The 25,946-nt window shown below is 43.4% G+C and carries 19 protein-coding genes; 6 read left to right on the top strand and 13 right to left on the bottom strand.

Annotation, left to right across the window (positions count from 1 at the left end):
• Window positions 1–58 precede the first annotated feature (58 nt).
• Window positions 59–730 carry a GntR family transcriptional regulator gene (locus tag ACVBIL_RS07070; RefSeq protein ID WP_447166275.1) on the top strand — a complete coding sequence of 224 codons (672 nt, stop codon included), beginning with the start codon at window positions 59–61 and terminating at the stop codon, window positions 728–730.
• A 97-nt stretch (window positions 731–827) separates the two neighbouring features.
• Window positions 828–1,892, top strand: coding sequence for a beta-ketoacyl-ACP synthase 3 (locus tag ACVBIL_RS07065; RefSeq protein ID WP_447166274.1), 1,065 nt, complete (start codon window positions 828–830; stop codon window positions 1,890–1,892).
• 51 nt (window positions 1,893–1,943) lie between these two features.
• Here the strand turns inward: ACVBIL_RS07065 and ACVBIL_RS07060 are convergent, their stop codons facing one another.
• Window positions 1,944–2,534 (bottom strand): lecithin retinol acyltransferase family protein, encoded by a 591-nt coding sequence (locus ACVBIL_RS07060; protein ID WP_447166273.1) that lies wholly within the window; start codon window positions 2,532–2,534, stop codon window positions 1,944–1,946.
• A 318-nt stretch (window positions 2,535–2,852) separates the two neighbouring features.
• On the opposite strand from ACVBIL_RS07060, the gene ACVBIL_RS07055 reads away from it, so the two are divergent.
• Window positions 2,853–3,386 carry a heme NO-binding domain-containing protein gene (locus ACVBIL_RS07055; RefSeq protein ID WP_447166272.1) on the top strand — a complete coding sequence of 178 codons (534 nt, stop codon included), beginning with the start codon at window positions 2,853–2,855 and terminating at the stop codon, window positions 3,384–3,386.
• Between the two features lie 23 nt (window positions 3,387–3,409).
• Window positions 3,410–5,140 carry an ATP-binding protein gene (locus ACVBIL_RS07050; RefSeq protein WP_447166271.1) on the top strand — a complete coding sequence of 577 codons (1,731 nt, stop codon included), beginning with the start codon at window positions 3,410–3,412 and terminating at the stop codon, window positions 5,138–5,140.
• An 85-nt stretch (window positions 5,141–5,225) separates the two neighbouring features.
• Here ACVBIL_RS07050 and ACVBIL_RS07045 read toward each other — a convergent pair whose 3' ends face one another.
• The 12 genes from ACVBIL_RS07045 to smc form a co-directional block, all read right to left on the bottom strand.
• On the bottom strand, window positions 5,226–5,903 hold the full coding sequence (locus ACVBIL_RS07045) for an exonuclease domain-containing protein (RefSeq protein ID WP_447166270.1): 678 nt from the start codon (window positions 5,901–5,903) through the stop codon (window positions 5,226–5,228).
• A 2-nt stretch (window positions 5,904–5,905) separates the two neighbouring features.
• A complete protein-coding gene (locus ACVBIL_RS07040; RefSeq protein ID WP_447166269.1) occupies window positions 5,906–7,753 on the bottom strand; it encodes a DUF294 nucleotidyltransferase-like domain-containing protein in 1,848 nt (615 codons plus the stop codon).
• A gap of 138 nt (window positions 7,754–7,891) precedes the next feature.
• A complete protein-coding gene (locus tag ACVBIL_RS07035; RefSeq protein WP_447166268.1) occupies window positions 7,892–9,610 on the bottom strand; it encodes a sodium:solute symporter family protein in 1,719 nt (572 codons plus the stop codon).
• Window positions 9,611–9,639: 29 nt separating this feature from the next.
• Entirely contained in the window at window positions 9,640–9,906 is a 267-nt protein-coding gene (locus ACVBIL_RS07030) for a DUF4212 domain-containing protein (RefSeq protein WP_447166267.1), read from the bottom strand.
• 637 nt (window positions 9,907–10,543) lie between these two features.
• Window positions 10,544–10,951 carry a GNAT family N-acetyltransferase gene (locus ACVBIL_RS07025; protein ID WP_447166266.1) on the bottom strand — a complete coding sequence of 136 codons (408 nt, stop codon included), beginning with the start codon at window positions 10,949–10,951 and terminating at the stop codon, window positions 10,544–10,546.
• Between the two features lie 511 nt (window positions 10,952–11,462).
• Window positions 11,463–12,101 carry a thiol:disulfide interchange protein DsbA/DsbL gene (locus ACVBIL_RS07020; protein ID WP_447166265.1) on the bottom strand — a complete coding sequence of 213 codons (639 nt, stop codon included), beginning with the start codon at window positions 12,099–12,101 and terminating at the stop codon, window positions 11,463–11,465.
• 93 nt (window positions 12,102–12,194) lie between these two features.
• The gene (locus ACVBIL_RS07015) at window positions 12,195–13,049 is read right to left on the bottom strand and encodes an SDR family oxidoreductase (RefSeq protein ID WP_447166264.1); all 855 of its coding nucleotides are present in this window, start codon (window positions 13,047–13,049) and stop codon (window positions 12,195–12,197) included.
• Window positions 13,050–13,136: 87 nt separating this feature from the next.
• A complete protein-coding gene (locus tag ACVBIL_RS07010; protein WP_447166263.1) occupies window positions 13,137–14,333 on the bottom strand; it encodes an HD-GYP domain-containing protein in 1,197 nt (398 codons plus the stop codon).
• A 557-nt stretch (window positions 14,334–14,890) separates the two neighbouring features.
• Window positions 14,891–15,373: a DUF2919 domain-containing protein gene (locus ACVBIL_RS07005; protein WP_447166262.1), complete on the bottom strand. Its 483-nt coding sequence runs from the start codon at window positions 15,371–15,373 to the stop codon at window positions 14,891–14,893.
• A 200-nt stretch (window positions 15,374–15,573) separates the two neighbouring features.
• A complete protein-coding gene (gene ligA, locus ACVBIL_RS07000) occupies window positions 15,574–17,580 on the bottom strand; it encodes an NAD-dependent DNA ligase LigA (RefSeq protein ID WP_447166261.1) in 2,007 nt (668 codons plus the stop codon).
• A gap of 111 nt (window positions 17,581–17,691) precedes the next feature.
• Complete coding sequence (gene zipA / locus ACVBIL_RS06995; protein WP_447166260.1) at window positions 17,692–18,624, bottom strand: cell division protein ZipA; 933 nt, start codon at window positions 18,622–18,624, stop codon at window positions 17,692–17,694.
• A gap of 23 nt (window positions 18,625–18,647) precedes the next feature.
• Entirely contained in the window at window positions 18,648–22,091 is a 3,444-nt protein-coding gene (gene smc, locus ACVBIL_RS06990; RefSeq protein WP_447166259.1) for a chromosome segregation protein SMC, read from the bottom strand.
• A gap of 215 nt (window positions 22,092–22,306) precedes the next feature.
• On the opposite strand from smc, the gene cysZ reads away from it, so the two are divergent.
• Window positions 22,307–23,080, top strand: coding sequence for a sulfate transporter CysZ (cysZ, locus tag ACVBIL_RS06985; protein WP_447166258.1), 774 nt, complete (start codon window positions 22,307–22,309; stop codon window positions 23,078–23,080).
• A gap of 234 nt (window positions 23,081–23,314) precedes the next feature.
• Entirely contained in the window at window positions 23,315–25,651 is a 2,337-nt protein-coding gene (locus tag ACVBIL_RS06980) for a DUF5916 domain-containing protein (protein ID WP_447166257.1), read from the top strand.
• Window positions 25,652–25,946: the final 295 nt, after the last annotated feature.

Raw genomic sequence — 25,946 nt, 5'->3', positions numbered from 1 at the left:
GGCATTAGCGGTAACCTAGGACAGATCAACTTGCATAAATAACAAAAAATCGGGAACTATGAGCAGAACAACACCTATCGTCCATAAAACTCGCACACAAATTGTGGTCGAGGTGCTTAGGGAAAAAATCCTTTCTGGTGAAATCGCGGCAGGCAAACCCTTACGTCAAAGTGCCTTAGCTGATGAATTGAATGTTAGTCGAATTCCAGTAAGAGAAGCCTTATTGCAATTAGAGGCCGAAGGCTTAGTTAAGTTTGAAGCTCATAAAGGTGCAACAGCAACACTACTTTCAGTAGAGCATGTCACCGAACTTTTTGATTTACGAGCATTGATCGAAGGCGACTTACTGGCTAAGTCGATACCGAATTTAAGTGAAGAAGACCTCAACCAAGCCGAAAGTATTCTGCAAGAAATGGATGCGGCTTTCCAAGATGAAGAGCAAATTGAAAATTGGAGTGGTCTAAACTCACAATTTCATATATGCCTTTATAGTGCGGCGAACCGCCCACACACACTTGAGGTTGTTCAAGGATTGAATACCAACTGTGACCGTTACGTTCGATTACAACTATTTTTAGCAAGCGGTGTGCCTAAAGCGCAACAAGATCACCGTGAGTTACTAGAATATTGTAAGAAGAAAGATGTCGATAATGCAGTGCAAGTATTGCGCGCACATATCTTACACGCTGCCGAAGCGATCCGCATATTAGTTAGCCAACAAGAGGGCTAGCTCACTGTTGCTTAGCAATATTATTGCTAAGCTTTACTTATACAGATCCCATAAGGCAGAGCTCAGGTTCTGCCTTTTAAGTTAAGAGAATACCTAGATGCAGTACGCCACAATTACGGGGTGGGGAAAGTGTGTCCCACCAGCAGTCCTAACAAATCATGATCTTGCAACATTTATCGAAACGTCTGATGAATGGATTAAACCACGCACCGGGATCAGCCAAAGACATATTAGCCACGTTGACACCTCAGAGCTTGCCTCTGTAGCAGCTCAAAGAGCACTTGCAGCAGCGGGTATTGATGGTAGTGAACTAGATATGATTATTCTAGCCACTGCAACGCCTGATACGTTAATTCCAAATATCGCTTCAACTGTCCAAGCAAATATTGGCGCAACCTGCGCGGCTTTTGACATTAACGCTGCATGTAGTGGCTTTTTGTATGGTGTAGGCTTAGCTAGCTCACAGATCAAAAGTGGTCAATGTAAGAAAGTACTCGTGATTGGTGCTGAGCGCCTATCTTTCTTCCTTGACTGGTCTCGTCGTGATACAGCGGTATTATTTGGCGATGGCGCAGGCGCTGTAGTCCTTGAAGCCACTGATGAAGCCATTGGTGTATTAGGCTATGAGCTTAATAACGATCCTGATGGTCGCGATATCCTAAAAGCCGGTTTTGGTACTGCGATGGATAGATTTGAAGCTTCATCTCTAGACTTCTATATCGAGTTTAATGGTCAAGAGATCTTTAAACGTGCAATCGCTGGTATGAGTAAGCTAAGTACTAAAGTCATCGAAAAGTGTGGTATCGATAAAGAAGATATTGACTGGGTTATCCCTCATCAAGCAAACGAACGTATTATCGATACGTTAATTAACCGCATGAAGATCCCGAAAGAAAAAGCGGTTGTTAACATTGCCAACTATGGTAATACCTCTGCTGCGACGATTCCTATCGCTATCTGTGATGCACTAGAGCAAGGTAAGATCAAGCCAAATCAGACTATTTTGTCATGTGCATTTGGTGCAGGCCTGACTTCTGCTGCAGCATTGATTAAGTGGGGTGACAGAGTCACGCCAATTAATACTAGTGATGCAGAGTTACCGCCTTGTGATAAGACGGGTATTGAACTTGTTGCTAAAGCTGTCAAACATTTTTGTGGCTAAGCATTCATCAGTAAATTAACCCCAAAAACACCGATTTATATCGGTGTTTTTTTATGTTTGTTTTTCAACCTCCAAGGTTAACTCATCCCAATAGACAGCTTCAGAGAAGTAACCACCAATCTTGTTATTCAGTTTACTAAAGCTTGATAAGCTCTGCTCTTCTCCACTCAAACAATGCCAGACAAAACGGTGGCAATTATTATCAAACAAATCATATTCTCGATAACTGAAAATGAATTGCTTAGCTCTATTTAGCGTCTGTTCACCAATCAAAGGCTGATGCTGATGATCACAGGCTTGATAGATGCGACTGCCGCTGCGACCCGCTAAAAATCGCTCGGCTGATACCGCCCGCACTAAGCCGCTACCATGAAGCTCCACCAAGGTATTATCACCCACCCAAATACCGCTATGCTCAATGACTCCAAATACAAAACAGCAGACGATGCTTCCTGGTTGAGGCCTAACGCGCTGATGACCTGTTTGCCATAAACTTGGAGCCAATTCAGCGCCATTAACATGCTTACTGCTTGCCTTACCTTGCTGCCGTTTCAATGCGAGCTGCTTCTGTTGTTCTTTTTCCTCCGCCACTATCACAGCGCCAATTGCAGCTGCCCCTAACCAAATTAACGGAAATGCCATCCCCTCCTCCTTTCGTTCAATTAAACGTGTCTAATTCATTAAATATATAGTCAATTCAGAAGCGCTTCCCTGCAGTCAGGATAGCGACTTAATGCAATTGATATCACTCACCTATTTATAGAAGAGCCTGACACTGTTGAATAGCTAAAATGTAACCAAAATCCACACTTAAACGGATTCAAGCCAAATACCATCTCTAACTTTGTGATGAAAGCATGAATAATTAACCTAAACCCAAAATTACCTTTCCCCTAATGCATTGAATAATTCCTGTTAATACACTAAGTTATAGGAAGTGGGTTAAATTAGGAGCGAGATATGAAAGGGATTATTTTTGCTGAATTCTTAGAACTGGTTGAGGACACTTTTGGATTAGAAACCTGCCAGAAAATGCTAGATGAAAACCAAAATGATGGTGTCTACACATCGGTTGGTACCTATGATCATAGAGATCTCGTCAAGCTCATTGTCACTTTAAGCAAACTGACGGGGATCTCAGCAGAAGAGTTGCAGCAAGTCTATGGCCGTTCTATCTTTAACACCTTGTATAAAAGTATGCCAGGCCTTGAAGGTAAAGCCCAAACCACATTTGCTTTTATTAATAGTGTCGAAGCGTACATCCATATCGAAGTAAAAAAGCTCTATGCTAATGCCAACCCTCCCTCGTTTCATTTTATATCAGAAACTGAAACTCAACTTGTAATGGACTACCTTTCGGCTCGCTGCATGTCTCATGTTTGTCTTGGTTTAATTCAAGGTTGCGCAGACCACTTTAACGAAACCATTAATATACAAATGCAGCCGATGAACTCTGATCAATCCGAAGTACGCTTTATCATAACCACTCTATAACGATAGCAGTCTGAGCGATACTTATGCCAAATGATGAAATTAATCAGTTAACTGAGAAAGTAAGCTTGCTCACCAGAAAGATTGAGCGAGTAAAGGCTGCCAAAAAAGCGGCTGAAAAACTATTAGAAGAAAAGAGCCGTGAGCTTTATACCGCAAAACAACTGGTTGAAGACTCACTCATCAACATTAAAGAAAAATCCGAACAAGATATCGCCCTATTACAATTTAAAACTTATTTAGAATCCATTCTATTGGATTTTAACCAGCTATTTTTACAAAAACCGATCTCCGATATTTTATTACAGCGCTTGCTTGACGCTCTCATTGGAATCGATGAGATAAAAGCCAGTAAAGTTCGATTTAAATCATTAGATAATAATGGCAAATTCAAATCATTTTATGCTGGAGATAAATCGCTGATTAAAGAAGATAGCACTATCTCTTCACCGCTCTTTTGGAGTGAGGACCACCGCCAAATTAAGATCATGATTAACTCCGAAGAAGTGATCCTTGGCAGTCTTACGTTAGTCATTGACTCGCCAACATCATGGCAGCATACCATCGAAAAACAACTTCTACTGTTCTGCGATATGATTAGTGCAGCCCACCGTCGGCAGGAGTTGTTGGCACGTACCATTGAAGAAAAGCAACGAGCAGAGCGCTCTGAACAGTCGACCAGGGACTTTGTTGCCATGATTAACCATGAGCTAAGAACCCCCTTAAATGGTCTCTTAGGGTCGGCAGAGCTGATGGGCGATACTGATTTAACTGAACATCAGCAACAGTTATTAGGCACTATGCATCAATCCGGTGAATTACTACGAGTGATCATTAATGATCTGCTTGATTTAAGTAAGATGAGTGCCGGCATGCTGCAAATCGCTGAAATTGATTTTTCTCCTAAGAAACTGTCTGACATGATTTACGATATCTTCAAGCTCAGGACACAAGAGTTTGGACTTGAGTTTATTTCCAACTATCAAGAAGATATCCCGAAACGGCTTATGGGCGATCCGGATCGAATCAAACAAATTCTGGTCAACCTTATCGGTAATTCTATTAAGTTTACGCAGAAAGGTAAGGTCTGCGTCAATATTGAATGGAAAAACAGGGCTTTTTACTTCTCCGTCTCCGATACGGGATGTGGCATACCCCAAGACAAATTAGATACCTTATTTGATCCTTTTACCCAAGTGAATAACTCCAGTAATCGCGCCTTTGAAGGTACAGGATTAGGCTTAGCCATCTGTAAACATTTGATTGATGAAATGCACGGAACGATAAGCTTAGTGTCCGAATTAGGTAAAGGTACACAATTCACTATCAGTTTACCGCTCAAGCAAGTGACAAGCCCTAAAATTCGAGTCGACTCAGCTAAGGTTGATTTTCCAATAGAAACGCTTTCTGTTCTTGTTGTAGAAGACAGCGCGGTTAACCAGGTATTAATCGAGATGATCTTAGCTGAATTTGGTATTAAACCTACCATTGCCAACAACGGACTAGAAGCTATCGAATATTTAGCCGCACACCAAGTCGACATTGTTTTTATGGATTGCCGTATGCCTGTTGTCGATGGCTTTGAAGCCACTAGAAGACTTAGAGATAACGGCTATAAAAAGCCTATTATCGCCTTAACCGCGAGCACTACGTCTACTGAAACAGATCAATGCTATCAATGCGGTATGGATGAGATAGTAAATAAACCCTATCAAAAAGAAGATATCAGAAATGTACTGATAAAATGGGGGAGATAATCAAGTTACAACGCCCAGCGCAGCCTAATCGATAACTGTTTTATGGCGACGCTAGCGCGTAGATAGTCTCATGACTTAGTGACCATTAAATTAATAGATCCGCCAATGCCAGTTCGTCACTACCCGCAATCCCCGCCATTTGCGCAAGCAGTAATTCACCACACGCTAGCGCATCGACAGCGGCATTATGAGCCGCGTAAACAGGTAAGCCATAACGTTGACGACAAGCATCGAGTCTCAACGTGCCCTCTTTAATCACATCATGCTGCCTAAGCAGGCGCTTCTTCTCAACAGCCATGGTATCAATCGCTACAAACTGTATGTTCAAACCGTAACAGCGTTGCAATAGGGCCTTTAAAAAACATAAGTCTAACGGAGCATGGTGAGCCACTAACACATGCCCTTGTGTTTGTTTTAAAAACCACGCCATTGCTTGCTTAGGATTAACAGCCTGTGTCAATTGTTCGTCCACAATACCGTGAATAACAGCACTATCACCAACACTCCCCTCTATTTTAACCAACACATGTTTTGATTGTGCTACTTGCAGCAAACCATTTTGAATTGGAATAACACCGATACTCAAGATTTGATCATGCTGGCTATCAAGCCCTGTCATCTCTAAATCAAATGCCATCAACGGAATTTGAGATAACGGTTTTGTGATCTGCTGGGTTAACGCTCGATAATAGTCAGCAATCTCCTCTTGTTTACATAAAAGTGCATTGAGCTGTAATCGCGTTTTTAAATATAGGTTTCTCACGGCTAATAACTCCGCATCATTTTAAGCTTAAGGCCAACCTGCCCGTCATGCACCACCTTAAATGCATCACGCAACTGATGCCTCACCAAAGATGACACGTTTTGCGGCATTAAATAGTTAGTCACCGGCAGAGAGTGAGTATGTTGATAACCTTGATTTGACAGGCGCATATGGGCAATGAACTCATGGGCATCGGCCAGATTAAGTGCATCTTTGCGATTAATGATATTTTGCTCCATCAACGCACGTATGCGCTTGGCTGTATTGACCTCTTTAATACCAGCAGACAGCGCATACACCCGCGCAATATCATTTATCAAGGCGTTACCTTTATGCTTTAAATCTATGCCTTTTACTTCACTGCCATCACGCTCTAGCACAAACTTTCTGAAAAACCCTAGTGGTGGCGCGCTGATTAACGAGTTGCCCGTTAAGCCCGCGAGGAAGATATCGTTACCTTTAGTATTATTGAGAACCGCATCTTGCAAGCCATCAAACAGAGTTTGTGGCCCAAAAACGGAGCGCATATCGAAAAAGATACTGGCATGCATCAACGCCTTAGGCTCTGGCGTATTAACCCATTTGTCGAAGACTCGCTTCCACTTATCGAGTGACATTCGCCACTTAGGGTTTTGCGCCATAATATCACCTGGACAATAGATATAGCCGCAGTCATCTAATCCTTTGCATACCGCATGAGACAGAGCGTCGAAATAACCTTTTGCTTCCTCATCTGGCTCGTGGGCGAGCAATAAGCCGTTGTCTTGATCTGAACACGCGGCTTGATCTTGTCGCCCCTGCGAGCCGAAAGCCAGCCAACAAAATGCCATTGGCGCCTCGCCTAAAATCTTCTGGTTAAGCACAATCAATCGACGCGTAAGTGCATCTGTTACCGAGGTCAACACTCGGCCTATCTCTTCGGCTCTGGCATCAGCACTAATCAAATTTTGCAGTAATAGCGGAATTTGTTTACTGACTTGAATTAAACTTTGCAGGTCTTTTTGCCGCTCGATTTCACCGATAAGTAACAGCGGCTGCGAACTTTGGCCACGCAATATGTCTGTACTGGTCACCACGCCAGTCGCGAGGCCATTATCGACAACAGGAAGATGATGAATATTATGTTCACTCATCAGCAGCATAGCTTCAAATACAAGGGAAGTGGACCCTATCGTCACCGGAGTGGTGGTCATGGCTTGGTGGACAGGTAAGCTACCATCAAAGTTTTCAGCTAAAACACGATTACGCAGATCTTTATCGGTTAAAATACCGACCAGTTTATGGTTATCAATAACCAAAACCGACGACACTCGCGAGTCGCGCATCAACCTGCTTGCTTGGGTAACCGTTGCTTTCATATCGATAGTGAGCGGTGACTTAGACATAAGGCTAGTGATCCGGCTTGTCGTTGTCAGCTCCCTAGCTTTAAACCGACCTTGATGTCGTAGCCGTTTTGCAAAAGCGCGATTAAAAAAGCGGTCAAACTCTCGGCTCTCCTTTCTCAAATAATCAAACATCTGTGGCGGCAGGTGATATACCAAACCATCTTCTAAAATAGCGACCTGGTTACTGGCCTCCTCACCCGAAAGCAGCGAAGGAAAACCAAAATAATCCCCTTCACCTAACCTATCAAGCAGTTCGCCATTTTTATCACGTACTTCAAATGCACCACTGCGAACAATATAAAGCTGGGGATGATTAGGATCTAACGGCACAAAAGCGGACGCTTTACTGTAATAACCTATGGTTAACGCGTGGCAGCAGCGAGAGATGGCAGCTTCATTTAAGGAATCGAAGGGTACTCTCTGTTGTAAAAACTGCATGATGGGCTGTAATTCACTGGCATCCATTAAGTCATTCCCACTATCAAACAATTATTTACTATATGCGGTTTTCCCTATTGGCTCTATTCGACTAAAGGCCAGTGATTAGAAAAACAAAAAGAGCGCCGAAGCGCTCTTTTAATTTATTCTATTTGAAAGCAACAATTAGTGATCTTGTGCTTCGCCCGACCCTTTAGGGAAACGAATAGACTCAACCATATCAACTACATCTTGCGGTACAGCGGAGGTGACTTTACTCACACCAAATGCCACGGCAAAGTTAATCAGCATACCAAACAGACCTATACCTTCAGGTGATACACCAAACAACCAGTTGTCGGCGGTGTTCGCGCTTGGGTTAACAAACTTGAAATAAACAATATAAGACGCGGTAAATAGTAGACCAGTAACCATACCCGCGATGGCACCTTCTTTATTCACTGTCTTAGAAAAAATCCCCATAATAATTGCAGGAAACAGTGACGATGCCGCTAAACCGAATGCAATCGCGACGACCGCAGCGACAAACCCTGGTGGATTAATACCAAAGTAACCTGCCATCACAATACCGCCCGCTGCGGCAATACGTGCAAACATCAGCTCTTTCTTGTCGGAGATATCCGGCATAAGGTTTTTCTTCAATAAGTCATGAGATACCGACGTAGAGATAACCAGCAATAGACCCGCAGAAGTAGACAGTGCAGCCGCTAAGCCACCAGCAGCCACCAGTGCAATCACCCATGCAGGAAGGTTAGCAATTTCAGGTGTCGCCAATACAATGATATCGCGGTCAATTTTCATCTCATTTTCTGGACCATTAGCGTAATAAATTAGGCCATTGTTATCCTTATCTTCCCACTTAATTAATCCTGTCTTTTCCCAGTTCTTAATCCACTCAGGAGCGTTTTCATAAGGTGTACCAGCCATTTCAGGACCATTAATAGTTTCAATCATGTTTACACGAGAGAACGCTGCCAATGCTGGGATAGTGGTAAACATAATTGCAATAAATACTAATGTCCAACCCGCTGATACACGTGCATCTTTCACTTTTGGTACCGTGAAGAAACGCACGATAACATGGGGTAGCCCCGCGGTACCGAACATAAGTGCGCCAGTAATAAAGAACATATCAATGGTACTTTTAGAGCCTTCAGTGTACTGCGCAAAGCCAAGATCTTTTGATAAACCATCAAGCTTATCGAGCAAGAACTCGCCGGTACCATTACCTGCTGCATCGACCAATTCAGCACCAAAGCCCAGTTGAGGCAGAATATGTCCTGTCATCATCACTGAGATAAAGATAGCTGGCACCATGAATGCGAAAATAAGTACACAGTACTGAGCAACCTGGGTGTAGGTAATCCCCTTCATGCCACCAAGTACGGCATAGAAGAACACCACACCCATACCGATATACACTCCGGTATCGACTTCAACCTCAAGGAATCTTGAGAAGACAACCCCCACACCACGCATCTGACCCGCGATGTAAGTAAAACAGATAAAGATGGCACACACGACCGCTACCGTTCGCGCAGCTTGAGAGTAATAACGATCACCAATAAAATCAGGTACAGTAAACTTGCCGAACTTACGTAGGTAAGGAGCCATACACAGTGCTAATAATACATAGCCACCAGTCCAACCCATTAGGTATACCGAGCCGTCGTAACCGACGAATGACACGATACCCGCGAGCGAAATAAATGATGCTGCAGACATCCAATCGGCAGCCGTTGCCATTCCGTTAAGTACAGGGTGAACACCGCCACCTGCAACATAAAATTCTTTAGTCGATCCGGCTCTAGACCAGATAGCGATTCCGATATATAGGGCAAATGTAAACCCGACAATCAGATATGTTAGTGTTTGTACATCCATCTCATGATTCCTTATTATATGGGTTGGGTTTAGTCTTCGTGTACATCATATTTTTTGTCTAATGCATTCGCCTTAGCGACATAAACAAAAATCAATGCAACAAATACATAAATCGCGCCCTGCTGGGCCACCCAAAATCCTAGTTTGAACCCCATGAAATGAACCTCATTGAGTACATCGACGAGTAATATTCCGCAGCCAAAAGATATTGCTGCCCATATTGTCAATAATTTAAGTACTAGGCGTAAATTCTCACGCCAATATCCCTCTGCTTTTTCATTGCTTTCAAAACTCATAGTGACTCCCATGTGCTGTTTTTATATTTAAGTCATGAGTTAATCTAACAACCACAGGGGGAACAACAATCGCGACCTTAGTCTAACGCCAACGGCAACCTTAATAGGAGAAACATAAAAATGACTTATTAACATACAGTTAGAGGTTGACGCCAACGTAAGCCCTGAGTGTTTTTCAAACAAAACCTTAGACCAAGGTCGTAATGGAAAACAACGGAAATTTTATGTAGCGCGTCGCAAAGTTTGAGATTTGAGTTCGCTTGGTTTGAGACTTACTAAGATATGATTTGATATTTTTGGAGCACATCATCTAGTTGTGAATGAGTATCTAGACTGTAAATCTTACTTCTGCCAGCCATACCATAGCTGGGAAAAAAGGTGCGGTAGAGCAGATTAACGGACTAATACGTCGATATTGACCTAAGGGAACTGACTTTGAAACGATCACTGAAAATCAAATTTTGGAAATTGAAAATGCACTAAACTCAAGGCCAAGAAAGTGTCTTAATTACCAGACACCTTTTGAAACCTATACTGAAATGAGTGGTGCACTTCTACTTTGAACAAGGGTAGACGAGCCTCTATCTAACAATTCTGGGTGTCTGGTTATTCGGTTATTCGATTATTTTTGATGCCGTTAATGCTCCGTTCCCGAGTATACCCACATAGGCTCAGTTTTACCCGCGCGCACAAAACCTAAGGTTTTATAAAAATCTATAGCCTTGCCGTCTGCCGTTAGCATTTGTTGATGCAAATGACCATATATTGATTGGAACGCTTCCATCATTTTTCGCCCAATACCTTTACCTTGATAATCTGGATGAACCAGCATGTGAGGATAATAAACGACTAAGTGCCCATCAGATATGGCATTACCTAAACCGACTAATTTGCCATTAAGCCTAGCGGTTACTAAAGAGTGAGAGTTTGTTAACGCTGCCATCAGTTCTGCGGGTTTATCAGCAGAAGACCATCCATTAGCCTTATATAAATCGATAACTTCATCTTCATTTATATCCCTGTCGAGATTAACTTCAATGTTCATTCATACTCCATCATTGCCAAACAACATAACGCCAAACTGTACTTTCGGTTTGAGCGTCTTGCTGTAGAGGTCTCTACATCCTTTACCCAAACATTTCAATTTCAATAACTTATCAAATTCACGGTAAACTATCGAGCGTAAGGATCTAGTTCTATTTAATTTTCTCACTTCCTCACAATTCCTACAGCGGTATATTTCGCCTCAACTGAGCTCATTATTGACTAAAAGTACCTCACTACGAAGAAAATTGATGGCACGAAAAGGCACAGTTCTAGCCTTTTAAGTGCGTGCTCTTTAGCTTCATATTCTTTGTGAAAGCATCGCGCTTGGTGATGTGGTGAGATTAGCCTTTGGGAAGAGGTATTAGTGATTATCCTGGCCTGTAATTTTGAGCGCTGTGATTTTTGAACATCAGTGATTTTGAGCGCTGTGATTATTTAGGTTTGGATAACAAAAAGCCCACGGTTAAGTGGGCTCATCAACAACAGCAAAGCTATTAAGGTAAAAGCCGCTATGGCTTGTTGTCTTCCTCAAGATTACTTAGATAGCGGACTAGCTTGGCTAAATCCTCTGGCGTCTTTCCTGGATTCTTAATCAAATATTTACCGTTAACGACTAGCGATGGTACACCACGGATCTCGGCTAATTGCGCTTGGGTATCGTAGTTCATCAAAGCAAGCTTGGCGTCGGTTGAATTCATTGCCGCCTCAATCTCTTTTGCATTAAGCCCTTGGCTAACAAAAAAGTCTCTCAATTGGTCTGGACGCGTAAAAGCCCCCTCTTGTTCATGAATACGAGTGAAGATATTACCGTGTACTTGCTTAGTCACATTAAATTTTTGTGCTAAATAGTATGCTTCTTGACTTAAAATCCAACTATCACGTCCCGCACCGACTGGCGTCCGCTCAAATTCAACATCATCAGCGAGAAGATCTGCAGTCTGTTCGAAGAAAGGTTCTTGACGATAGCAGTGACCGCAATTATAAGAAAAGAACTCTCGCACCACAGGGGTTGTTGTCTCTGGGATCCCCGATATTTTCACGTAGTCTACGCCTTCTTGATAGGGCGCAGCCAATGCACTTTGCATCGGTAACCATAATATGGCGAAAAGAATAAAAATACGTCCAAGTGATTGTTTAAAGTTGTTCATATTTATCCCTAGATTTTATTTTGCTGTTATCTCAACTCGCTTTGGGCTCATAAACTCTTTATCAGTTTAACTGAGCCTGTCTTCAGCAGTTTATTAGCAGGCTTTCAGCATATCCATAGGATCGCTAAATTGATACTCAAAATTGAACTCTGTAATCAATCTATCACTATTAATCAGCTTACCAGAGAGTGAGTTGTGCGAGTCGATATCAACAAATTGTGGTACCGCTAACCCTAAGTCACTTGCCGCGGCGCTGTAGAATGTTTGGCGTGTTGGATGGATCGGCGCGCACACATTGTAAACCCTGCTTGCTGAAGGATTAAATAACAGCGTCGTCACCGCAACAATGCAATCATTGAGATGAACTAAATTGACTGCGCTGCTGGCACCGGCTACGCCTGTTTTACCCGCAAGAAACCGTCCAGGGTGGCGTTTAGGGCCCACTAGCCCCGCGAAGCGCACGATACAAGCATTAGTATTAGCGGCAAACAACGCCTCGGCTTGTAATAGTTTGTCGCTCACCTCTGAGTGCGCTTTTGCATCGTCTTCGACGCATTTAACGAGCACGCCATCGACTGAGGGATAAACCCCAGTAGTACTGATAAAAATAAGCTTTTTATAACAGTGACTGCCAATAAGTTGTTTTAAGCTAGCCAATCGTTGTAAATAGGCGTCGGGATCGTTGCGTAACCCTGGTGGGATATTGATGACTAAACAATCTGTCGCTAATGCATTTATCAGTTGCGCTTTGTCTTGCTGCAAATGTTGCTGGTCATCTAAGTCGAGCTTAACAGCATTAATGCCCTGCTCTTTTAATACTTGTACTTGTGGTAACTCGCGTTTACTGCCAAACACTGTGAGTCCGCGCTCTACCAGTGCCTTAGCAAGTGGAAGGCCAAACCAACCACAGCCGACAATACAAACTGATTTAATCCTAGTGTTTTTCATTAGCACTCATTTTAGTATTCATCATTTATACGTAAGTGCTCATGATAAGAAATAAGCTTAACGTGATCTAGCGGATTTAGAGACTTGTTATAACGTACTGAAATAAAAACTGACTGGCGATGTTGCATCGAGCGTTTTTACCACTGCAGAGCAAAGCTCTTCAATTTTTATCACGCCGGTGATTTCGTACTCCTCTTCAGCTAAAAAGCGCAACGTTCCATTCTGCCCATCTATATTGCAGCTCCATACTATCGGTTTCTTAACTTGCGATGTCGTCACCATGACTTTGGCTATTTCGCCACAGGAAAGTGTCACTAAGGTGCCCGGAGGATAGATCCCCAGCACGTTAACTAAGGTCGAAATAAGTACTGCATCATGTTTATCTACCCGATTTTTAAACAAGTAACCTAATGCTATTTGAGGCGAGCGAGCTTCACCGGCCCTAAGCACTCCCTCAAAATCATTGGCGAGACTGACCACTTGCGTCAATAACGAGATTTGATTGCCTTTGAGTCCATGAGGATAACCGCTTCCATCAATCCACTCATGATGATGCAAGATGCTATCTAATACGGCTTGGGGAAACAGCCCTAACTTATCCAACATGTTGTAGCCAAACTGAGGATGCATATTTAAGAAATTAGTTTCATGCTCAGAGAGTTGACCTTTCTTACGTCGAATAATATCTGGTACTTTCTGCTTGCCAATATCATGAAATAGCGCGCCCATGGCGATATCACGTAACTGTGAATGAGTAAGCTCTAGGGCTTGGCCTATCATCATAGACAACACCGCTATCGAGACACCGTGCTGATTGACCGATATGTCATCTCCTGCATTGACTAATGTTAGTTGCGGAGTATCGGTTTCTTTCAGGTGATCCATTAGCTCTTCAACCAAGGTTGCGGCGCTACGGTAAGCGCCTTGCGGATCTGAACCTAACTTGGTGAATGCCGCCCTACAATCACTCGCGCCTTTGGTAAATCTTTGTTGCCCGATACGAATAGACTTTCTCACTAAAGCGCTATACTCGGCGGCAATATCCTCAGCAGAGGCGACTATCTCTGCTTTGACTGGGGCGGCCTTTTTTGACAGCAGTTCAACACCAGATAGCAGGTACACGTAGGGTACATTAAGCGTTTTAATTAACTCAATGTGCGCTAACTTTTCTATTTCAACACGATTAAATAGAAAGGGATGGTTCGTCCATGAAAGGGGAAGCTTAACTGTCATCCCGACTTTCAACTCTGACAAAGGAATTTGCACTTCCGCAGCCTTTGACATCAAGTCACTCCTGCATCGGTATCTACACCGACCTTTATTTATCACCAATCAAGCGTGCTTAACACTAGCCACTGTTTTACTCACAATTAACTGTTGCCAAAAACCTAGTGACTATAAGCCCTAGGTTTACTAGCGAATTGATTATAAGTCGTTTATTCACTAGGAACTATAGACCCTAGTGTCAACTTTATGACAGGTAAAGTAAAATTGACAAGAAAAATTTCGAAATGAATGTTATCAATCTTAAATGAGGCTTAAAAAATGCTATTTGAGTATATGTTATGCTTTATTTTTCTTATTTCAGCAGCAATTCTCACACATCGAATATTGCATACAATATTCAAACTGCATATACTGAAATTGTTTCTTAATATCGGTCGCCCCGAAGATGATGTTTAGGAAACAATACTGTCAATTGTCCTTTAACATGATTAAGTCTTAATCGTAGTTTGATTATTATTTATCAGTGAAGGTTTTTATCGTAACTCTTTGGATCCCCTGTACAGAGTGACTCTCTGAATAAAGATTCTTTTGACGCTGCTTGCAGCGTCTTTTTTTTACTCTTTTTCCCTGCAATCGCTTTCTTTCCAATCGCTAAAGTACAGCGCTAATCGCTTCGACTGATACAGATACAGACTAGCCCAGAACAAGAACAGTGCATCTAAGCCAATGCTCCAGCTATAGGCATAGTAAGTATGTAACACCCGCTGGATCAGTAAGCCACCGTCGATAAGCAACAGCAAAACAAGCATCCACTTCATATAGGGGAATATTGGCCTAACCCATTGTGGTGAACGTTTTCTTTCCGCAATCACCGCGCCGTACACGACCAGGGCGCCAGCCCCCGCCGCTAAGGCCATCAGAAAGTCACTTTTATGTGGGTAAAATAGCGCGACCAAGGCCGCTCTGTCGCTAGCCTGAGTGAGTGATGCAATAAACACACACCAGCCGCGAGCAATAAACACCAATAATAGATAAAGCATGATTGGCGGTTTTACGTGCCCTTTATCATCAAGCCAAGTGATATTACTAAAATTCAAACCATTTCCTTTAATTGATGACTCAAGACAGCTAGCAAGTTCTTAAGTACGACTATGTTCTTAGATGTGGTGGCAATTAAATGATTTTCAAGCTTTATTTTTCTCAAGACAACAAAAAAGCTCCTCGCTTGAGAGCGTAGGAGCTTTACGTTAATCAAACTTAGCAACTAAGTCTGTCACTCTTTTTTGAAAAGTACCTGCTAAGCTAAGATAGCAATCAAGGCCTCTTCATCAATCACCTTTACGCCTAGCTCTTGTGCCTTAGCTAGTTTTGAACCCGCTGCGGCGCCAGCCACTAAGCAGTCGGTGTTTTTAGAAACGCTACCAGCAACCTTAGCGCCTAACGCCTGTAACTTAGCCTTGGCGTCATTACGGTTGAGTTGAGTCAAGGTGCCAGTTAATACCCAGGTTTGACCTTTTAGCGATAAATCGTCGTCAGCAACCTCTTCAATAGCAGGCCAGTGCACGCCGACTTCAATCAATTTATCGATGACTTCAAGGTTATGAGGCTGGGCAAGAAAGTGCGCTAAGTGCGCTGCTACGATAGTGCCGACATCATCAACCTTTATAAAGGTCTCTTCATTGGCCGCTTTTAGTGCATCCAATGTCTTAAAATAAGCCGCGAGATTTGCCGCCGTTGCCTCACCCACTTCGCGGATCCCTAATGCATAGAGGAAACGTGCAAACGTGGTTTGTTTTGCCACCTCGATAGCTGCAACAAGCTTAGTTGCCGATTTCATTCCCATGCGTTCAAGCATGGTCATGGCTGAGGCGGTGAGCCTAAATAGATCTGCGGGGCTTTCAACTAACTCTTTATCAATCAGCTGTTCAACGACTTTATCCCCCATACCATCGATATCTAACGCCTTGCGTGATGCGAAGTGTTTAATGGCTTCTTTACGTTGTGCTTCACAAAACAGTCCCCCTGTACAACGTGCTACAGCTTCCCCCTCGACGCGCTCGACTTCACTGTCACACACAGGACAACGAGTAGGGAAAGTAATATCTTGAGCATCTTCAGGGCGCTTTTCAGTCACCACGGCAACAATCTGCGGGATCACATCGCCAGCACGGCGGATAATAATGGTGTCACGGATCTTAACCCCAAGACGAGCGATTTCATCGGCGTTATGTAAAGTTGCATTTGATACCGTCACGCCACCAACAAATACTGGCTTTAGGCGTGCGACAGGTGTGACGGCGCCAGTACGGCCAACCTGAAAATCAACGCCCTCTAATAGCGTCATCTCTTCTTGAGCGGGGAATTTAAATGCCGTTGCCCAGCGCGGGGCTTTGGCAACAAACCCTAGACTTAATTGATGCGCAATCTGGTTAACCTTGATCACCACGCCGTCGATTTCAAACTCTAAGCTACTGCGGCGTAGTTGAATATCATTATAATATTCCATTACCTGAGCGATAGACTCGCAAACTTTAACCTCTTGGCTAACAGGTACACCCCATGAACGCAGCTGTTCAAGCTGGCCATAATGACTATCGGCAAGCTCCCAACTATCGGGTTCCACCACGCCTAATGCATAAGCATAAAAACCTAAAGCGCGACTGGCGGTGATTTTACTGTCTAACTGACGCAGGCTGCCAGCTGCTGCATTACGTGGATTGACAAACAACTTCTCGCCTTTAGCGCGTGCACGTTCATTGAGTGCATCAAATGCTTTGTGCGGCATAATGACTTCACCACGCACTTCAACGAGTGGTGGAAAATTATCGCCACGCAATCGCAGTGGGATCGATTTAATCGTGCGCACATTTTCGGTGATATTCTCACCGGTCTGGCCGTCACCTCGAGTCGCCGCTCGCTCAAACACGCCATCACGGTAAATAATACTCACCGCAAGGCCATCTAGCTTTGGCTCGCAGCAGTAACTAATACTGCCCGTTTTATCAGTAATACGTTGATTGAACGCGGTAAACTCTTGTTCATCAAACACGTTGTCTAAGCTGAGCATTGGTTTCAAATGTTGAATTTGCTCAAACTTGGCTAATGCTTCACCGCCAACTCTTTGTGTCGGCGAGTCAGCTAGACAAAATTGTGGATGCTCGGTCTCTAACGCTTTCAGTCTGTTCAATAGACGGTCGTATTCCACATCAGGAATAGAGGGACTGTCATCAACATAGTAACGATAGTTGTGTTGATTGAGTTCAGCGGTAAGCTGAGCAATTTCAGTTTGAATAGCTTCTAGCATCTTGTTGTCCAAATAATAACAAAGGCCGCTGCTGCGGCCTTTCAAATGTTTTACGTTTCAAGAGCCTAAATCTAGGCTCTGGCTTATATCTGTAAGCCCATCAATCGGCTTTTAGGCTAGCGCTCTGATCCGTTGAATGTAGTTTTGTTTAGTGCTCTCTAACCATTCATCACGGCCACCGTCAAGCACGATGCCACCTAAGTCATCGGCGATTTGATGTGCTGAGTTTAGCATGATGGAGAAGTTCATTAGCGCATCGCCATAACAAGGAAGCGTCATAAATAGCACCACACCTTGAGTACTAAACTGCTCCATATTATCTGGGTCAAATACACCTGGCTTAACCATATTGGCCATAGAGAACAAAACCTTCCCTGTACCAGCATTATCTTCATGACGATGGAAGATGTTCATCTCGCCAAACTTAAAGTTAAGCGTTAGCAAACATGGCAGTAACTCGGCGCCGCTGAGCTCTTCGCCCTCTTTAGCCACAACATGCAAAACTAACACATCTTGAGGCTCACCTAACGCTTCAGTCTGTGCAGGTTTTGGCTCAGCAACAGGCTGTTGCACTACAACTTCCGCCGCAGCGTGTTGAGATGCAGCCAACACTGGCTCAACGACTTCTGCCAAAACAGCTTCTTCAGTCGCAAATAAAGATTCTTGTACCGGAAGCTCCGTACTAAAGGCCGGCACTTCTGGCGATAAAGAAGGTTCAACTCGCGCTTTATTCACTTTCGTTGCTGGCGCCTGACTGAGTTCAAAAGCGGCTTCTTTGGGCTCTTCTACGATCTGCGCCTCTTGCGTATCATCCTCGTCCTGAGTAGCAGGCGCTTCAACAGGATTAACTTTAACGACTCTGACTTCGCCAATACCATCGTTATCAAAACCTTGTGCATCACGACGTTCACGATTGATATCGGCCATCGCCCCCTGTTTGTACCCTTTAGGCTGGTGCTTTCTAATGGACCAAAAACCATGCACAAGTACGGCGATAATGGCTATCGCACCTATAAGAAGCAATACCAGCTGCAAATTTTCCATTGATTACCCTGTATTTCTTATGTTTATCCAGCGTCGGCTAATGCCACCGCTTCATCTATATCAACTGCCACGATGCGTGATACACCGGGCTCATGCATAGTCACACCGATAAGTTGATCCGCCAATTCCATGGTGATCTTGTTGTGACTAATATATATAAATTGTACGCTTTGGGACATCTCTTTTACCAAACGACAAAAACGTTCGACATTGGCATCATCCAAAGGTGCATCAACCTCATCCAACATACAAAATGGTGCTGGATTCAATCTAAAAATAGCAAAAACTAATGATAAAGCGGTTAGTGCTTTTTCTCCACCAGAAAGTAAATGAATTGTACTATTCTTCTTACCTGGTGGCCTGGCCATAATGGTCACACCCGTTTCCAATAGGTCATCATCAGTTAAGGCTAAATAAGCACTACCACCACCAAAGACCTTAGGAAACAGGATCCCTAGGTCGGTATTCACTTTATCGAAGGTCTCTTTAAAGCGACTCTTGGTCTCTTTATCGATCTTACGGATTGCTTCCTCTAAACTGGTTAGCGCCGCATTAAGATCGTCATCTTGACTGTCTAAGTACAACTTACGTTGATTTTGCTGATCGTACTCTTCAATAGCCGCTAAATTGATAGCCCCTAACTCTTCTATCTCTGCTCTGAGTCTTTCTAGCTCTTTTTGACGCCACAACATGGACTTTTTATCGTCTAATGTCGATAGAATCAGTTCAACATCAACATTTTGTTCGTTTAGCAACCGCTGCTGACTATCAATTTGACCTTTTAACCCCTCACGACGTAACTTTAACGTGCTGGAGGATTGAGTCAAGTCTTCTAACTTCGCAAGCTGTTGTTTTTGATTCGTTCCTGCACTATCGCACAGTTCCTGCAACTGAGCTTGCTGCTGTCTTAACACTGTTAATGCTTCTTGCTTAATTTGTTGCGCGTGTAGGGCCTGATCTAATTGCTCTTTAAGAGATTGGGACTTCCCCTCTTCCTGCGCGCTGTCTTTAGCATCTAACTGCTTATGCAGTTGCTGTTCAGTTTGTTCAAGCTCTAGTACACGCAGCTTATGTTGATTAACCTGCTGCTCAATGAGTACCAGCTGAGTATGCAAGTCCTGCTCACTCAATGAGGTTTGTGTCACTTTTGCGTCTAACTGCTGTCGTAACGGTTTTAACTGCGCCACTTTTTCAACGACTTGTGCTTTTTGCTGCTGACCATGAGTTTTAGCGCGCATGGTCTGTTCGAGTGTCTCATTGAGTAAATGATGTTGCTGCTGACGCTGTTCTACATTCAGTTGAAAAGCCTGTAGCTCTTGCTTAGCTTCGCTCAACTCTTGTTCAACACTAACAAGCCTAGAAGCAATATCGGTTATCGATTGTTGCTGTGAGCGAAGTTGTGAGCTTAAACTTGCAAGCTCTATCTGCTTGGTTTGGATCAACTGCTGCTTTTGCTGCGTTTGGCTAACCAGCGGCGACAGCATTAACTTTGTCTCAGTTAGAGACTCACTTAACTTTACTAAACGTGCTTGGCTGTTAGCGACACTAACCTGCAAGGCAATTTGCTCATTTTTAAGCTCGACAATAGAGCCAGCGGCTTGAGTTTTCTCGATAATAAAGTCAACACCCACTAGATATCCGTCGGCGGTTGCAATTAACTCGTCATCCTTGAGCGTGCTTCGCTGTAGTATTGCTTGATTTTGCGTTTCAACCCAAGTGACATGCCTTAACCAAGGGGCTAAGTTTACTGGTGCTTTAATAGCAGCAAGTTGTGTAATTCCAGCTTCAAAGCCAAACGGCGGCTGATTAGCAGCATGATCTTGGCTGTCACTGTGAGCACCATTCTCTAAAAGCACTGGCGCACTCAATAGCCCAGACAATAAAATATCAACGGCGCTTTCCCAACCGGGAGCAACATCGATAACTTGCCATAGCTCTTGGCAAGAGCCGTCTTTATCTGCAGGTAATAATTGAGACACGACAGATAGTCGCCCTTGCTCATCTGCAAGTTTGACTTTCACATCATCGAGCTCTGCCAGCAAAGTTTGTTCAGTTTGCTGTTTTGCTTCAAGCTGAAAATGTAGTTCATCGAGCACTTCTCGTTCTTGCTCGATAACGCCGCTAAGTTCACTCACCTGCTCAGTGATATCCTGCGACTTAAGTAATCCAAGCTCTGTAGCAGTTTGCTGTGCTTGTTCTTCTAGTTTTGCGATCCGCTTATGCTTACTAGTAATATCGGTATTAGCATGACTCAGTTGATTACTATTCATCTCAAAAGCAAGATGCGCTTGAGTATGTGCTTCATTCAAGCCATTTAAGTGCTCGCTTAAATATTCAAGTTGCTCAACTAAGGTAGACAGCTCGGCATCATGCTCAGCCAACCGCAGCCGTATTAGACTTGCTTCAGGTAACGCATTGGCTTGTTGCTCGTTTAGCAATGTCTGTTTAGCTTCATCTTCGGCTAAGCGGGCGCGATAAGAGATCATCTGCGCTGACAACTCTTGCAGTCTAAGACTCAGGCTTTCGTCTTGTTGTTCACGATGCTTTAGGGACTGCTCGAGTTTAGCGATATGCGTTTTAGTCAGGTAAAAGTCTTCAACCTGATGCGCTTCTTGAGTATCGAGTTCGCTTAATTTCAAATTAAGCTCAGTTAAGCTCAGCTCTATTGTTTGCTTTTCAGCTAAAACTTGAGCTTGCTGTAATGATAACTTACCGAGTTGCTCATCGATTTTAGCGGTTTGCTGTAACAACTCATGGTAACGCGATACTGACAACTCGGCGTCGCACTTGCGCTCAGCTTGTTTCAGCTCACGGTACTGTTTAGCCGTTTTTGCTTGATCGGCTAATTTATCTAACTGTTTGGCTAATTCGGAGCGGATATCGCCAAGCCGCGCCAAGTTTTCTCGGGTGTGGCGAATACGATTCTCGGTTTCACGGCGACGTTCTTTATAACGAGAGATCCCTGCCGCTTCTTCGATGAAAACCCTTAGGTCTTGGGGCTTAGATTCAATTAACCGTGAAATGGTGCCCTGCTCAATAATGGCGTAACTGCGCGGACCAAGACCCGTTCCCATAAAGAGATCGGTAATATCTTTACGGCGGCACTTTTGATTATTAAGAAAATAGCTTGAATCACCGTCACGGCTTACTTGACGTTTAACGGCAATCTCTTGATAACTTGAATACTGACCCGCTAAGCGACCATCTTTATTATCGAATAACAACTCGACACTGGCTACTGACACGGGGCGTCTAGCCGTTGAGCCATTAAAAATAACATCGGCCATGGAGTTGCCGCGCAAATGTTTAGCTGAGCTTTCACCTAATACCCAGCGCACCGCATCAATAACATTTGATTTGCCACAGCCGTTCGGCCCAATGATGGCGCTTAATGGGTTAAGTAGAGGTATTTTAGTTGGATCGACAAATGACTTGAATCCGGCAAGTTTAATCTGTTTAAGTCTCATGGTGCCGTTTGGTCATTTCCTCGCTAAGTTTTAGCGATTAAGTTGGAGGGTTAGCATTAAAGCGCTAGCCATCGCGCTAGCGTAGGGGGTAACTTTACCAAAGCTCAGTGCATTTTGTAACGCTTTTATCGATGATTAAGTGCTTTTAACTTGTGATTAAATACCGACTGACTCACAATCGTACTAATGCGCAATTTTAGCAACCTAATATTTCTATGAATAAAACCAAACAAGTACAAAAAAAAAGCGGTGTTAATTATTTTCTCGAGGGCTTTAGTCTTATTAAACAGCCTGGCCTTAGAAGATTTGTCTTTATTCCCCTTTCAATCAATTTATTGTTATTTGCAGGCCTAATCTATTTTGCAATAGGCCAATTAGAGAATGTGTTTACCTGGCTTTCAGGCCAACTTCCAGATTATTTAAGCTGGCTTAACTTTATCTTGTGGCCCTTAGCTGTGTTGACCTTATTAGTCGTACTGTCGTTTGTGTTTAGCTCTGTGATGAACTGGCTGGCGGCGCCATTTAATGGCTTATTGGCCGAAAAGGTGGAGCAGCAACTCACAGGCAAACCGCTCAATACCGGCGGCGGGGTCGATCTGATTAAAGATCTGCCACGGATCATGGGCCGAGAATGGATGAAACTTAAATATTATCTACCTAGGGCTATCGTATTTTTGCTGCTGTTCTGGATCCCTTTTGTTGGGCAAACCGTGGCCCCTATTTTATGGTTCCTGTTTAGCGCATGGATGATGGCGATACAATATTGTGATTATCCTTTTGATAACCATAAAGTCCCTTTCCAAGATATGAAGTTTGCCCTCAATCAAACCAAGGGCAGCAGCTTTAGTTTTGGTGCGGCGGTAACCCTGTTCTCGATGATCCCAATTTTGAATTTCGTGGTGATGCCGGTCGCGATTTGTGGCGCAACCTCCATGTGGGTTGATAAGTATCGCACCGCATACCGAAACGATATGATTGCACCAGAGTAAATCTGCCCTATATATTTTTGCATTTGACACTCTAAAGCCATGGTAAAACATGGCTTTCAAATTACTTATCCATTGCTTGCTCAGCTTAACAATCAAGATGCTACAGTTGAACGCTAACATTATTGCAGCATAACGTGATGACAAGCTTTGTAACAATATCTTAAACATCCTCAGTCCAAATCTCGCGTTAAATCTGGCACAATCCCGCCACCAATACCATAACAACTATAACAAATGATTAAAGTTTGCTTTTTATTTTTGGCTCTTGTTTTAAGTGCTTTTTCTGCCTACCAGGCACATGCTGGACAAGCCTCTCAGTTCAATATTCAAATACCGACCATTGAAGGCGTAATCAACATTGACGGCGAGTTTGATGAGCCACAATGGCAACAAGCGGCTACTGCAGAGCTCAGGTTTGAAACTCGCCCCGGCGAAAACATCGCTGCGCCAGTACAAACTCAGGTCAAAGTGTACGCCACCCAATCAAGCTTATTTATTGCTTTTACAGCTAAGGACCCAAACCCTGAGCATATTCGAGCTAACTTAAGCGATAGAGATAGCGTTTGGGGTGACGATCTTGTTGGAATAAAACTTGATACCTTTAATGATGCAAGATTAGCTTACCAATTTTTTGTTAACGCTTATGGCGTGCAAATGGACTCGATTGAAAATGAATTAACCGGCTCTGAGTCTGATGCTTGGGACGGCATTTGGTACAGCGCGGCGAAACGCACGAGTGATGGCTATCAAGTTGAAATCGAGCTTCCTTTAAGGTTGCTTAACTTTGCCCAAAAAAGTGATCAAAAGTGGGGCGTAGAGTTTATCCGTTTCTATCCTCGCAATGAAGAGCATCGTATCTCTAGCCACAAAATTGATAGAAACAATAATTGCCAACTGTGCCAATTAGGCATAGCAACCGGGCTTGCGGATATTGAGCAGGGCAATGACTTACAGTTCACTCCATCATTTGTGGTCAATCGCAATGGTAAACGTCCTCATAAAGAAGGTAGCGAATGGGATAACGACAATAATATTGAGCCGAGCTTAGATATTCGCTGGGGAATAACCCCAAGTACCTTACTTAGCGCCACAATTAACCCTGATTTTTCACAGGTCGAGGCCGATGCTGGCCAGTTAGATATTAACAGTACCTTTGCTCTCTTCTATCCTGAAAAACGGGCCTTTTTTCTGGATAATAAAGACTATTTTGATACTCAACTTAATTTGCTGTATACCCGCAATATCGGCTCTCCAGACTATGGGCTCAAGCTCACCAGTAAAATGGGGGACCACACTTTTGCAACTCTACTCGCTAATGACACCAGTACCACCTTTCTCGTTCCGGGTAATTTAAGTTCTGATATTGCCAGTCTGGATCAAAAAAGTAATAACGTTGCCGGTCGCTATCGTTTAGATCTTGGTAAACCGCTATCCATTGGCGCTCTGATAACCGCTAAAAAGAGTGACGATTACCATAACTATGTCAGCAGTGTCGATGCTAAATATCAGCCGACGGATCACGATACCTTTGTCGCCCAATATGTTGTATCAGACACCTTGTATCCAACGCAGCTTTATCGTGAGTTTTGCAGTAATGATGATTGCTTGCCTAAGGAAAACTGTGATCTTGCCGATTGCGGCGTCAATGAACGTGTACTGCGTACCCAAAAAACCAACGCCTTTAGCGATGATATGTACTTACTTAAGTATCAGCGTGAAACTCGTAACTGGGATGCCTTTGCCCAATACCAATCTATTGGTAAAGATTTCAGAGCGGACCTCGGTTTTATCGAAAAAGTGGATTTCACTAAGTTCGTCGCCGGTGGAGGCTACACTTGGTATCCACAATCGGGCTTTTTTAACCAAGTTGAACTGCGTGGCGACTGGGATATCAGTCATAATCAAGCAGGTGAAAAACTGGAACAAGAAGCCGAAGCCAAAATGGCGTTTCAAGGCCAGTGGCAAAGCTATACCGCCTTTGGCTTGGCCAATCGAGACCGTGTTGGCCGTCGTCATAATGGCGCATCATTAGCCATAGACGGTAACACCCAGATGTTTACTGAAACGATGGGCTGGTTTTACGCCAACATAAAACCCACTCGAACGCTATTTTTAGAACTCGATATCAATTATGGCGATGATATTGACTTTGCGAATGACCAGTTGGGTACGCAAGTGATGTTTAATCCAGGGGTGAACTGGAAAGTGTCAGACTCTATTGCTCTTGATGTTTCACACGTTTATCGCACTATGGATGTTGATGATGGTCGTCTGTTTACCGCAAATCTAAGTGATTTGCGCCTTAGCTGGCATATTGATATCTATAACTTCATCCGTGTATCAAGTGTTTATACCGATATTGAGCGGGATCCAAACTTATACTTGTATAGCAAGCCAAATAGAAATTACCAACAACTAGGCAATGAAATTCTATACGGCTATAAGCTCAACCCACAGAGTGTTTTTTACCTCGGTTACTCTAATGGACTCAAGGCTGATGACAATATCGAGTCGATATTAAAAACCGAAGAGACCTACTTTATGAAAGTCAGCTACGCGTGGTTGCTTTAGTGATGCTGTAAATAATGATGGTTCAAATAATAGTGTTGTAAATGGTGCTCTTGTCATCGTTACAAGAGCAAATACTAGCTAGAAAATAGTGAGCCCTTAATTACGCATTGTGGATTATAAAAAGCAGATTGTAGGCTGAATGCCGTTCACTGAAGCAAGTTACTCAGAGAAAATTTGATGACTTAGAAAGATAAAAATGACCAGCGAGGACACGAAGTGAGGCTTCGTGGTTTATAGTTTTTAAAGCAAAGAACCCAGTTTGTGCTGGGTTCTTAGTTTATTGTTTATTGTTTAT

This window comes from Shewanella sp. 125m-7, from assembly GCF_052977045.1.
Note: the sequence above shows the minus strand (reverse complement) of the source record. Positions and strands in the feature narration are given on the sequence as shown.